This is a genomic window from Streptomyces sp. NBC_00986, from assembly GCF_045162565.1.
GTDB lineage: Bacteria > Actinomycetota > Actinomycetes > Streptomycetales > Streptomycetaceae > Streptomyces.
In genome coordinates, this window is the sequence record NZ_CP108733.1 from 10,722,455 (window position 1) to 10,734,607 (window position 12,153).

Here is a 12,153-nt window from a genome sequence, read left to right on the forward strand (position 1 = left end):
ATGCTCTCCTTCATAACCCGCCGTATCGCGGCGGCAGTCGGCACCCTCTTCCTCTCCTCCGTCCTCGTCTTCCTCGCCGTCCAGGCGCTGCCCGGCGACGTCGCCACCCAGATCCTCGGCAAGGACGCGACCCCGGACGCCGTGGCTGCCCTGCGCACCAAGCTCAACCTCGACCAGCCCGCCTGGGAGCGGTACGGCCACTGGGTGTGGGGTGCGCTCCACGGCGACTTCGGCACTTCCCTCGTCACCGGCAAGGCCGTCGGCGGCGAAGTGTCCATGTATCTCGGCAACTCCGCGCTGATCGCCGTCGTCACCGTCCTCTTCGCGGTCACCGGCTCGATCGTCCTCGGCATCCTCGCCGGCCTCTACCGCGACCGCTGGCCCGACCACGTCATCTCCACCGTCAGCCTCGTCGGCATGAGCGTCCCCGAGTTCGTCGTGGCCACCGTCCTCGTCCTGTGCTTCTCGGTCGCCCTCCCGTGGTTCCCGGCGGTCGTCCTCTACGGCCCCGACGCCGGCGTCTCCCAACTCCTGCCCGCCGTATGGCTTCCCGCGCTCGCCCTCGCTGTGGTGATGGCCGCGTACATCGTCCGCATGGCCCGCACCTCGGTCATCGACGTGATGGCCACCGAGTACGTCACCACCGCCCGCCTCAAGGGCCTCTCCACCTGGCGGGTCGTCACCCGACACGCCCTGCCCAGCGCCCTGTTGCCCACGCTGCACGTCATCGCGCTCAACGTCGCCTGGCTGGTCGGCGGGGTCGCCGTGGTCGAGAACGTCTTCAACTACCCGGGCATCGGCAAGCTGATGCTCTCCTCGGTGCAGAACCGGGACCTGCCCACCATCCAGGCCATCGCCCTCATCAGCGCGGTCGTCTACGTCGTCTGCAACCTCGCGGCCGACCTGGCCACCATGGCCCTGAACCCCAGGCTCCGCACCCGAGGGAGGACCCGATGACCACGCTCGACACCGCCGCGCCGACCACCGTACGAGGCGCCCGCACCGTCCGCGCCTGGCGCACCGTGAGCAGTTCCCGCACCGCGCTCGTCGGCCTCGCGATCGTCGCCGTACACGTCCTGATCGCGCTGCTCGCCCCCCTCCTCACCTCCTACGACCCGATCGCCAACGACGCCAACCACGCGCTGCTCGGCCCGAGTTGGAGCCACTGGGCCGGCACCGACCAGTACGGCCGCGACGTCCTGGCCCGCGTCCTCTACGGCGGCCGGTACGCCCTCGGTATCTCCGTGACCGCGACCCTGCTGACCGTCGCCCTCGGCACGGTCATCGGCTGCGCGGCGGCCCTGCGCGGCGGCTGGTTCGACGACGTACTGGGCCGGGTCCTGGACGCGATCCTGTCCATCCCGTCCGTGCTGGCGCTGCTCGTCGTCGTGACCGCCCTCGGCACCGGCCCGGCGGTCATCGTCCTCGCCGTCGCGATCACCTACGTCCCGCAGGTCGTCCGCGTCGTGCGCGGCGCCGCCCTCGCGGTGGTCCCGGCCGACTACGTGACCGCGGCCCGCGCCCGCGGCGAGAGCACCTGGTCGATCCTGCGCCGGGAGATCCTGCCGAACATCACGGACGTGGTGTGCGTGGAGTTCGCGATGCGGGCCTCCTGGGTCGTGCTGCTGATCTCCTCGCTGTCCTTCCTCGGCTTCGGCGCCGACCCGCCGACTCCGGACTGGGGCCTGATGGTTGCGGAGAACCGCACCGCCATCACCGTCGTCCCGATGGCCAGCCTCGCCCCCATCATCGCCCTGGCCACGCTCGTGGTCGGGCTCAACCTCGCGGCCGACGGCCTGTCCAAGGCGTGGGGCGTCGACCGGATCAGGGAGGGCTCCTGATGGCCTCGATCGTGTCCGTCAACTCCCTCTCCGTGGCCTACCGTTCGGGCGGCCAGGACGTGCCCGTCGTGCACGAGGTGTCGCTGGACGTCGCCGAGGGGCAGACCCACGCCCTCGTCGGTGAGTCCGGCAGCGGCAAGTCGACCATCGCCGCGACCCTCCTCGGGCACCTGCGCCACGGTTCCCGGATCACCGGGGGCTCGGTCCAGGTGTCCGGAGCCGACGTCTTCGCCCTGCCCGCACGGGAGTTGCGAAGGCTGCGCGGCGGAACGGTCGCCATGGTCGGCCAGAACGCCGGCCACGCCCTCACCCCCTCCATGCGCATCGGACGGCAGATCGCCGAGGCGGGCGGCGACGTGCCCGTAGTGGAACTCCTCGAACAGGTCCGGCTGCCGCACCCGGCGGAGTTGGCCCGCCGCTACCCGCACGAACTCTCCGGCGGCCAGCAACAACGCGTCGCCATCGCCATGGCCATCGCGGCCCGCCCCAAGGTCCTGGTCCTCGACGAGCCGACCACCGGCCTGGACGTCGTCACCCAGCGCAGCGTCCTCGACCTGATCGCCGCCCTGCGCGACGAACTCGGCCTGGCCGCAGTGCTGGTGAGCCACGACCTCGGCGTCGTCGCGCACATGGCCGACGAGGTGACCGTCCTGCGGTCGGGTCGCGTGGTGGAGTCGGCGCCCACGAGGCAGCTGTTCGCCCAGCCCCAAGACCCGTACACCAAGCGCCTGTTGGCGAGCGTGCCGCGCCTCGACGACATCGGGCTCGCCGTCGTCGGAGAGACGGGGGAGCGGGAGGTCAGGCCCAGGGCGGAAGTCCCCGCCGACGCCCCCGTCGCCGTCTCCGCGCAGGACGTCACCATCGACTACGGCAGCACCCGTGCCGTGCACGGCGTCTCCTTCGACGTCCGGCGCGGCGAAGTCCTCGCCCTGGTGGGCGAGTCGGGCAGCGGCAAGTCCACCCTCGCGTGGTCCCTGGCCGGACTGCGCACCCCGTCCGGCGGCACGATGAAGCACGCGGACGGCGACCTGGCCCGCCCGGCGCAGCAACGCCCGCTGTCCCTGCGGCGCCGGGTGCAGCTCGTCTTCCAGAACGCCGACACCTCGCTCAACCCCCGCCGCTCCGTGGGCGACGCGGTCCGCCACCCCCTGCGCTTCTTCGGCACGGTGACCGACCGGACGGAGGCCGCCGAGCGGGCCCGCCAACTCATCGCCGACGTACGCCTGGACCCGGCCCTGGCCGACCGACTGCCCGCGCAACTCTCCGGCGGCCAGCGCCAACGCATAGGCATCGCACGGGCGTTGGCGGGCGAACCGGACGTCCTCATCGCCGACGAGATCACCACCGCCCTGGATGTGTCGGTCCAGGCGGACGTCCTTCGGCTCCTCGACGACCTGCGGCGCGAACGCGACCTGGCCTGCCTGTTCATCAGCCACGACCTGGCCGTCGTACGAGGCATCGCGGACCGGGTTGTCGTCCTGCGCCACGGAGTCGTCGTCGAAGAGGGCCCGACGGAAGCCGTGTTCGCCGACCCCCAGCACCCCTACACCCGCCAACTCATGGCCGCCGCCCTCGAACCCGACCCCGACGCTCAGCCCTACGTCGACGGCACCGCCGACTGGGCCGACGCGGTGGACGGGGACGACATCTGGACCGACCAGGGCGACGACGGCCACCGCGTCCGTCGCTGGCGTCCCCTCAACGCCCCCGTGGCGGAAGGAGCTTTGTGAAGTACCGCGAGCAGTTCGAGCGCCGGGTCGTCCGCGAGGACGTCTGGATCCCCACCCGGGACGGAAGGACCCGGCTGCACGCCCGCATCTGGCGGCCCGATGACGCCGAGTCGGAGCCCGTGCCCGCGCTGCTCGAATACCTCCCGTACCGCAAGAGCGACTGGACCGCACCGCGCGATGCCCAGCGCCACCCCTGGTACGCCGGACACGGTTACGCCTCCGTCCGCGTCGACATCCGGGGCCACGGCGACAGCGAGGGCCTGCCCGGCGACGAGTACGACGCGCAGGAACTCGCCGACGGCGTCGACGTCGTCAACTGGCTTGCCGCGCAGTCCTGGTGCACCGGCAAGGTCGGCATGTTCGGTATTTCGTGGGGCGGCTTCAACTCCCTGCAGATCGCAGCGCTCGCCCCCGAGCCCCTCAAGGCGATCGTCACCGTCTGCTCGACCGACGACCGGTACGACAACGACGTCCACTACACGGGCGGCGCCGTCCTCGGCATCGACATGCTCGCCTGGGCCGGCACCATGCTCGCCTTCGCGTCCCGCCCGCCGGACCCGGCGAGCGTCGGCTCGGACCGCTGGGTGCCGATGTGGCGCGAGCGCCTCGACGCCCTCGAACCCTTCCTCCACACCTGGCTCGAACACCAACAGCGCGACGAGTACTGGAAGCACGGCAGCGTCTGCGAGGACTACTCCGCGATCGACGCGGCCGTCCTCGCGGTCGGCGGCTGGAACGACCCGTACCGGGACGCCGTGTTGCGGCTCGTCGAGCACCTGCCCGAGGATCGAGTCCGCGGCATCGTCGGCCCGTGGTCGCACCAGTACCCCGACCGGGGACTGCCTCCCGGCCCGGCGATCGGCTTCCTCCAGGAGACCCTGCGCTGGTGGGACCAGCACCTCAAGGGCATCGACACGGGAGCCATGGCGGAGCCCCTGCTGAGGGCCTGGATCACCGACCCGGTCCCGCCGGCGACGTCGTACGACGTGCTGCCCGGCCGTTGGGTGGGTGACGCCAAGTGGCCGAGCGAGAAGGTCAGTTGGGACTCACGTCCCCTCGGCGCAAGTGCGGAGCCCGTCCTCGTACGCTCGCCGCAGCACACCGGACTCGACGCCGGACGCTTCTTCCCCTTCGGCAACGCGAGCGACCTGCCGCCGGACCAGCGCGAGGAGGACGGCCGTTCGGTCTGCTTCGACTCCGAACCGCTCACCGAACGCGTCGAGATCCTCGGCCGCCCGCGCGTCCGGCTCCGCCTCGACAGCAGCACCCCGCGCGCCCATGTCATCGCCCGGCTGTGCGACGTCGCCCCGGACGGCTCGTCCACGCTCGTCACCCGAGGCGTGCTCAACCTGCTGAGCAGGCACGGCCGCGACCGGGCCGTCGAGTGGACACCGGGGACGTACGAGGACGTCGAGTTGGAACTGACCGGCATCGGCTACGCCGTCCCGCCGGGCCACCGCATCCGCCTCGCCGTCTCCGACACCTACTGGCCGTGGGCCTGGCCGCACGGAGAGCGCGGCGGGTTGAGGGTCGTCCCGGCCGAGAGCGCCGTACAACTGCCCGTTCGGGGAGCGGGAGTTGAGCCGGAGATCCGTTTCGAGGAGCCCGAACAGGCCGTACCGCTCGACGTGACGTACGACCGGCCCGCCGAGCCGACTCCCGAGCGACTCGTCACGCACGACGTGGCCAAGGGGGAGTGGACGCTGGAGGTCGACCCCAACTACGGGGGATCGCGGACGTATCCGGACGGCCTGCGCTACGAGGAGAGCGCTCGGGAGACGTACCGCATCCGTGGCGACGACCCGCTGTCCGCGCACGCCGTGTCGGAGTGGCGGATCCGCTTGCGCCGCGGGGACGACTACGACGCTGAGATCATGGCGCGGACGGAGCTGCGCGCCACGGCCGCGGACTTCGTCATGGACAGTCGCGTCGAAGCACGGGCGAACGGAGAGACAGTGGCCGAGCGAGCATGGCACCGCACCACCCCGAGGACGTCGGGATGACGGCCGCCAAGCAGCCTCAGCCGGCCGCGAAGTCCCCGCGCCGCGCCGTCGCCGCCGCCGACCGCACCCGGCAGCCCACCGAGGTGCGCCGCCGGCTCATCGTCGAGGCGGCCGTCCCGTTGATAGCGGAACGCGGTTACGCCTCGGTCGGCGTCCGGGACGTGGCGGCGGCGGCCGGGGTCTCCGTCGGCACCGTCACGTACCACTTCGGCAGCGTGCAGGAGATTCTCTCCGAGGCGATGGTCCTCCATATCGAGCGCTACTACGCCGAGTTGAGCGAGGCGGCCGAGCAGGCGACGAGCGGCGCCGAGGCGCTGCGGCTGCTCGTCGACGCGCTGTTCACCGAGGACACCGACCGGCACTGGCGGATGTGGTTCGACTACTGGAACGCGGGCGAACAGGGCACCGACGAGGCCTTCAGCGGCGGCCAGGCCCACCGTTACGAGACCTGGCACCAGCAGATCCGCGCACTGGCCCAACGGGGCGTCACCGACGGCGAGTTCGACGCCGACGACCTCGACGGCTTCACGGTCCGCTTCGCCGCCCTCGCCGACGGCCTCGCCCTGCAACGCCTGCGCCAGGCACCCCCGTTGAGCACCCAGGACGCCCGCCGGCACCTCAACCGGCTCATCGAGACGGAACTGGGGTCTGGGCGCCGATCACCCGAGTGATCTCCCGGGCGATCCGCAGAATGCCGGGGGAGGGGACCGGGCACGGCCTGGGCGTCGAGGTCGTCGGCGCCAGGCAGAAGTGCAGATAGTCCGAGTCGAGGTGCAGGGCGGTGCGGCCGTTGCCCGGCTGGGTGCAGTAGTCCGGGTGGGCGCGTTCGTAGGCGGTGCAGGGGAGGTACTGGGTCCAGGTGTAGCGGGCTCCGGCGCGGCTCACGGTGCTGCCCGCGTCGGCGACGAGGTCGCCCGCGGTCCTGGCCTGGGACTCGTAGAGCGCGTTCACGTTCCGGACGCGCTCGGGTGTGATCGGGTCGGGGCCCTGCAACACCCAGACGAGCGTGGGCCGTTGGGCGCCCCCGGCGCTCGCGATCTGCGCGGTGAGCTTCCTGAGGTCGGCCGCGTACCGGTCGAAGTACGTCTCCCGGTCGGCGTCGTACGTGATCCCGTCCATGCAGGGCGTATAGCCCCACGCGTTGCCCCAGAACTGCAGCACCACGAAGTCCGGGTGCAGGGCGCGCACCAGCACGGCCGCCTTCTCCGCGTCCGGGACCAGCGAACCCTTCTTGGTGCCCTCCAGGTAGTCGCACGGCGTGGTCCCGGAGTACGGGGCGCTCGTGTACGCCGCGTCCAACTCGCCGCGTAGTTCCGATCCGAGCACCTTCTGGCTCTCCATGGCGAGGGAGTCCCCGAGATACAGCACGCTGGGCGCCGACTTCACCGGGGTACCGCTCGGCGAGACCGGCGCCTGCTGGCGTGTGGTCGTCGGCACGGAGGGGGTGGGCGGCGCGACCTCCGGCCCGGACGCCGGATCCGTGCACGCGCCGAGCAGCACCGCGGCCAGCACCACACCCACGATCCACGGCTTCCGCATACGCCAACTCCCGCCCCGGGCACCGGAAAACGGCCCCTCAGGCAAGCACAGCCGAGCGGCGGGAGGAAGACGCCCGACCAACTGGCCTCGACATTTCATGACGGGTCGTCGGTGCAACTGGCGTGCCGTTTCGGCGTGTTGGGCTGATGGTGGGCAGCGCGAGGGTCCGGCTGTCGCGTCGGGTGGGCGCCGGGTTCCACGGCTCCGGCGGGGTGGTGCTGCTCGCAGGGAAGGGAACGCGCTGGTCAGCCGGGGTTCGGTAGGGCTTCGAGGCGGGTCAGGGCCTCAGCGATCACACCGCTCCATGGCCGGTGGTGGGCGAGTCGGAGGATGCGCCGGCGGCCGGTGGTGACCAACTGGGCGGCGGTGGAGAACAGCCGCAACCGGATGCGGCGGGGCTCCCGGAGACGGGGCTTGCCGGTCAGGGCGAGCATCGGCATCCAGGCGAGCAGGTCCAGGGCGATCTGGACGATCTCCAGCCGGATCCGGTTCTGCGCCATGTCATGAAGCGGGAGATTGCGCAGGCCGGTGGCGCGGGCGGCGCGGATGCGGTCCTCGGCACGGGCGCGCCGGCGGTGACGCAGTTCCGGCGCGACGATCGGGACGTTCTTGGTGTTGGTGGCGAAGCAGGTCAAGCGCATGCCGTCGGCGTCGGTGAGGCGCAGCTGGGCGCCGGGGTGCGGGCGTTCCCTGCGGACGATCAGCCGCATCCCTTCGGGCCGGCCTTTCAGGCAGTCTCCGTCGAGTTCGGCCACCCGGGCGCCGTCGCGGATCCGGCCGCCGGGTTCGACGGCCATCGTCCAGGCCGAGGCGGGAACCTTCAAGACGGTCTGATGGATGGCGTCGGTGATGGTCATGCCGACCGGGTAGGTAGGACAGCCACCGGCCGCGTGCGGACAGCCAGTTGACGAACTCGTGGGTGCCCCCGCCCGAGTCGGTGCGGATGAGCGTCCGCCGTCCACGGCGGTACTTCTTCGGCAGCTGCCACAGGGCGAGTCCGGCCGCTTCGATGTGATCTGCCGCGGTGTTGCTCCCCGCGTTGCCCGGCCGCAGCAGACCGGCCACGGGTTCGCCGGACTCGCCCCGGCCGTGGTCGACGAACCCCGTCAGCGGGTGGTGTCCGAAGGTCTTCTTCCAGGTCGTGGCCGCATCCTGCTTCTCGGAGTGTGCGATGACGAGTACCCCGTCCAGGTCCGCGGTCACCTGACCGTCGGCATCCGGAGCGGCCTGACCGGCCAACGTCCGGACGTGTTCACGTACTTCGGCCCGGGCAGTACGGATCGCCGTCAGGGCCCGATCCCCGCCCGACGCGAGGGTGTCGGTCAACCGGGACACCGTCGGATCGGAGGCCACCGGCCCAAACACCGCAGGCTCGGCCCGAAGCATGCCCACATCCGCCAGGCAGTCCCCGCCCAGCGCGACCGCGAGCGCCACATCAAGCAGGACCTTGCCCGGATCATGCACCGCCCGCGCCCCGCGCCCCGCGCCCCGCGCCCCGCGCCCCGCGCCCCGCGCCCCGCGCCCCGCGCCACGGCGCCGACGCCGCCGATATCGTCCTGTCCGGGCCGCCCTTGCGGATCGTCTCCACCAGCAGCACACCGCCGGCCTGGGAGACCACCCCGCGACCACCGCCTTCGGTACGGACACGCGGGTAGGACCCGATACGCTTCTTCACCTGGAGAGCGCTTCTTCCACGCGACGACCTGGACCCTGGACGAGTCCCGTCGTTGCAGGTCAGGAGCGCTCTCCGCGTTTCTGATCACCTACCGGACGCTCTGCCACGTGAGAGCGCGAGGTCAGGAAACGCCCTTGCGCAACGACGCGATGAGGCGGTCGAGATCCCCGCGTGCCGTGTACGTACGGATCGGGTCGATGTAGTCGCGTGACTCGATGATCTGACCGTCCCGCACACGCATGACGAAGATGCAGGGAACCTTGGCCATGGAGTCGTCCGGCAACGTGAACTCGTAGGCGAACTCGGCGACGATCACTTCAGGATCGGCGGTCTCGTGAACGACGACATCGACGACACTCCTCTTCGGCAAGGACTCCCGAACTTGCGGCGGCACCGTGAAGTGCTCCCGGAGCGCACGCCGACTCGTCAACGGCTCGGACTCCGGGGTTGCCATCGGATGCCGGACATCGGTGACCTCGCCATACAAGTCAGGCAACTCGCTTGAGTTCCCGTCGGCGACCCCATGAACAAGCCGGAGAAACACCTCGCGCGGACTCAGACTCACAAGACCCCCCAAGTGATACGCACAGGCAGCTGACGATCATTATCGCCTGATGCGGGCCCGTACTGCGGACTGTCCCGACCAGCAGCACCCCACCCGTCCGATTCCACCCGTGGCGCTGGACGCGGACATGCGGTCTTCACCTGGGAAGTGCTCCTTCGACAGCAACGGCCAGGACCCTCCACAGGTCTCATCGTTGCAGCTCAGGAGTACTTCTCGCGTCTCTGAGCAAGCGGTAGACGGCACCGCTCGTGAAAGCCCGAGGCTGGAACGCCCGACTATTCGGGACTCTCCAGGAACTCCAGCAGATCGGTCAGCGGGAGCGGTTTGGCGAGATGGGCGTCGAAGCCGGCCGCCCGGGACAGCGAGCGGTCGGTGCCCTGACTGAACCCGGAGACCGCGATCAGGCGCGGCCGGGTGCCGTGCGGGCGGGCGCGTACCGTACGGGCCACCGTGTAGCCGTCGGTGTCGGGCAGGCCCAGATCGCACAGGACCACGTCGAAGACGTCGGACTCGGTCGCGGTGAGCGCGTCGGCGCCGGTGTGGACGGCCGTGACGTGGTGGCCCTGCCGCTCCAGCAGGGTGCGGTAGGTCGCGGCCAGGTCGGTGTTGTCCTCGACGATCAGGATGGCCAGTTGGCGCCGGGCACGTCGGGGCGCGGACGGTCGTAGCGGGTCCGGGGTCGTTGCGTCGGCCTGCGGGAGGAGCACGGTGAACTCCGCTCCCTTGCCGGGTCCTTCGCTGTGCGCGCTGATCCGGCCGCCGTGCAGCTCGACCACCGTGCGGGCGACCGCGAGCCCCAGGCCAAGCCCCTCGGGTGTGTTGGGGCCGGCCGGGGCCGCGCGGGTGAACACGCCGAACAGGTCCTCGGCCTGGGCGGGTTGGAAACCTATGCCGTCGTCCCGGACGGTGAGCCGTGCCTGTCCCTCCGCTGTCGCGAGGTGGACCTCCGTCCGTCCGCCGGGCGGGGTGTACTTGAGCGCGTTGGACAGCAGGTTCGTCAGTACTTGCGTCAGCCGCAGCCGGTCGCCGTCGACCACAACAGGTTTGTCGGGCAAGGTGAGTTGGAGGGTGCGCTCCTCGTGTCCGAACAGGCTCCGGATGTCGGCGCACGCGCTCTCGACCACGGACCGCACGTCGACCCGCTCGGGCACCAGCTCCAGGCGCCCGGTCAACGCCCTTGTCCCGTCCAGGAGATCGTTGCTCATCCGGACCAGCGTGCCCAACTGCCGTTCCAGGACCGGCAGTGCGGGATGGCCGCCGTCCGGCAGATCCAGCGCGAGCAGTTCTACGGCCGCTGTCGCGGCGGCGAGGGGGTTGCGCAGCTCGTGCGACAGCGTGGCGATGAACCGGTCCTTGGCCCGTTGCTCCTCCCTCAACTGTCGCCCGGCCGCGTCCAGTTCGGCGTTGGCGCGGCTCAGCTGCTCGTTGACCTCGCGGATCTCCCGGGCCCGGACGAACAGGTCGATCTCCATGCCCTCCGCCCGCATCTGGGCCTCGGCTGCCGCGCGTTCCTGTTCCCGGCCGACGTGGCGCAGATGCACGAAGTCGGTGACGTCCTCGACCCGGTGGATGATGTGCGTGACGCGTCCTTCTGCGTCCAGGACGGGGGAGTTGACGGGGCTCCAGTACCGCTCGGCGAAGGTGCCCGCCTCGCCGCCGGGGATGTCGTAGCGCTGCAGGGCCATCGTGTCCTTGCGGCCCGTCGCCACCACCGACTCCAGCGAGCGGCGCAGATTGGCGACCCCGTCGGCCGATGGATCGTCCGGGTTGTCGGGGAAGACGTCGAAGACGCGCTGCCCGACAATCGTGCGACTCGTACGGGTGGCGGCGAGGTACGCGCGGTTGACTTCGACGATCGTGAAGTCGGGGCTGAGCACCAGCAGTGGGGACAGCGCCGAGTCGAAGAGGAGCCGGAAGTCCGGGGTGGCGAGGGGCGGCATGGCGGCTCTCAGGGGTCGAGGCGGTAGCCGTAGCCGCGGACCGTGGTGATCCGGGGTGCGGGCGCGGGGAGTGCCGCGAGCTTGCCGCGCAGGCGGTACACATGCTCGATCACGGTCGCGGGCTGCTGCCAGGACGCGCCCCAGATGCGTTCCAGCACCTGCTCCGTGGAGAACACCCGGCCGGGTGCTTCCCCGAGCATCTCCAGCAGGGCGTACTCCTTGGGCCGTAGCGTCAGGAAGATGCCGTCGGCGGACGCCTGGCGGGCCGCCGTGTCGATGCGCAGCGAGCCGATCTGCAACACAGCCGGGACCTCCGGTGGTTGGGATCTGCGCAGTACGGCCCGGATGCGGGCCACCAACTCCCGTTGCGAGAACGGCTTGACCAGGTAGTCGTCGGCGCCGATCTCCAGTCCCGCGACCCGGTCGGCCTCGGCGCCCCGGCCGGTGATCACGATGACCGGGAGGCGGCTGGTGGACCGCAGTGCCCGCAGGAGTTCCAGGCCGCTGCCGTCCGGCAGGCCCAGATCGAGTACGGCGAGATCGACGCGGCTCTCGTGGAGGACGGACTTGCCGGCGCGGGCGTCCATGGCCCAGGTGACGGTGAATCCCTCGCGTTCCAGATAGGAACGGCACATCAGTGCGAAATCGGGTTCGTCCTCGATCAGGGCGAGGTGCGGACGCATTCCGGATCACCTGGCCCAACTGCTGCCCGCTCGTTGTGTCGCTGATGAGCGGGCGTTGATGCCCCGACCATGTGGCGAAGGTAGAACAGTTGGTACCCACGGTTCAAGGGGGAGCCGCTCGGGGGGAGTTCCGGCGCGGGCTCGTGCGGTGCGGGGATGTCGAAGCCGCCGCACGGA

9 protein-coding genes and 1 pseudogene are annotated in these 12,153 nt (G+C 70.9%); 5 read left to right on the forward strand and 5 right to left on the reverse strand.

From position 1 onward, the window contains the following. Genes OG504_RS48335 through OG504_RS48355 form a run of 5 tightly spaced genes read left to right on the forward strand, consistent with a single transcriptional unit; the run spans position 1 to position 6,245 of the window. Entirely contained in the window at positions 1–957 is a 957-nt protein-coding gene (locus tag OG504_RS48335) for an ABC transporter permease (RefSeq protein WP_405995520.1), read from the forward strand. Beyond that, the gene (locus tag OG504_RS48340; protein WP_033280774.1) at positions 954–1,841 is read left to right on the forward strand and encodes an ABC transporter permease; all 888 of its coding nucleotides are present in this window, start codon (positions 954–956) and stop codon (positions 1,839–1,841) included. The genes OG504_RS48335 and OG504_RS48340 overlap by 4 nt, the downstream gene beginning before the upstream one ends. Next, on the forward strand, positions 1,841–3,571 hold the full coding sequence (locus tag OG504_RS48345) for a dipeptide ABC transporter ATP-binding protein (protein WP_405995521.1): 1,731 nt from the start codon (positions 1,841–1,843) through the stop codon (positions 3,569–3,571). The genes OG504_RS48340 and OG504_RS48345 overlap by 1 nt, the downstream gene beginning before the upstream one ends. Further along, complete coding sequence (locus OG504_RS48350) at positions 3,568–5,574, forward strand: CocE/NonD family hydrolase (protein ID WP_405995522.1); 2,007 nt, start codon at positions 3,568–3,570, stop codon at positions 5,572–5,574. Before OG504_RS48345 ends, OG504_RS48350 begins: the two co-directional genes overlap by 4 nt. Continuing rightward, a complete protein-coding gene (locus tag OG504_RS48355) occupies positions 5,571–6,245 on the forward strand; it encodes a TetR/AcrR family transcriptional regulator (protein ID WP_405995523.1) in 675 nt (224 codons plus the stop codon). The genes OG504_RS48350 and OG504_RS48355 overlap by 4 nt, the downstream gene beginning before the upstream one ends. Here OG504_RS48355 and OG504_RS48360 read toward each other — a convergent pair. From OG504_RS48360 to OG504_RS48380, 5 genes and pseudogenes are all read right to left on the reverse strand, one after another. Then, positions 6,202–7,113 carry an SGNH/GDSL hydrolase family protein gene (locus OG504_RS48360; protein WP_405995524.1) on the reverse strand — a complete coding sequence of 304 codons (912 nt, stop codon included), beginning with the start codon at positions 7,111–7,113 and terminating at the stop codon, positions 6,202–6,204. The two genes, OG504_RS48355 and OG504_RS48360, sit on opposite strands and share 44 nt — an antisense overlap. A 245-nt stretch (positions 7,114–7,358) precedes the next feature. Continuing rightward, a pseudogene (locus OG504_RS48365) lies at positions 7,359–8,788 on the reverse strand (IS1380 family transposase). Positions 8,789–8,909: 121 nt separating this feature from the next. After that, positions 8,910–9,353 (reverse strand): nuclear transport factor 2 family protein, encoded by a 444-nt coding sequence (locus tag OG504_RS48370; RefSeq protein ID WP_405995525.1) that lies wholly within the window; start codon positions 9,351–9,353, stop codon positions 8,910–8,912. A 275-nt stretch (positions 9,354–9,628) separates the two neighbouring features. After that, positions 9,629–11,293, reverse strand: a complete 1,665-nt coding sequence (locus OG504_RS48375; protein WP_405995526.1) for an ATP-binding protein — start codon at positions 11,291–11,293, stop codon at positions 9,629–9,631. A gap of 8 nt (positions 11,294–11,301) precedes the next feature. Continuing rightward, complete coding sequence (locus tag OG504_RS48380; RefSeq protein ID WP_405995527.1) at positions 11,302–11,976, reverse strand: response regulator transcription factor; 675 nt, start codon at positions 11,974–11,976, stop codon at positions 11,302–11,304. Between the last annotated feature and the right edge of the window lie 177 nt (positions 11,977–12,153).

What these genes read in the sequence shown, in the direction of transcription:
- OG504_RS48355 (WP_405995523.1), top strand. Translation starts at nt 5,571, where the DNA reads ATGACGGCCGCCAAGCAGCCTCAGCCGGCCGCGAAGTCCCCGCGCCGC.
- OG504_RS48375 (WP_405995526.1), bottom strand. Translation starts at nt 11,293, where the DNA reads ATGCCGCCCCTCGCCACCCCGGACTTCCGGCTCCTCTTCGACTCGGCG.
- OG504_RS48360 (WP_405995524.1), bottom strand. Translation starts at nt 7,113, where the DNA reads ATGCGGAAGCCGTGGATCGTGGGTGTGGTGCTGGCCGCGGTGCTGCTC.
- OG504_RS48345 (WP_405995521.1), top strand. Translation starts at nt 1,841, where the DNA reads ATGGCCTCGATCGTGTCCGTCAACTCCCTCTCCGTGGCCTACCGTTCG.
- OG504_RS48335 (WP_405995520.1), top strand. Translation starts at nt 1, where the DNA reads ATGCTCTCCTTCATAACCCGCCGTATCGCGGCGGCAGTCGGCACCCTC.
- OG504_RS48380 (WP_405995527.1), bottom strand. Translation starts at nt 11,976, where the DNA reads ATGCGTCCGCACCTCGCCCTGATCGAGGACGAACCCGATTTCGCACTG.
- OG504_RS48340 (WP_033280774.1), top strand. Translation starts at nt 954, where the DNA reads ATGACCACGCTCGACACCGCCGCGCCGACCACCGTACGAGGCGCCCGC.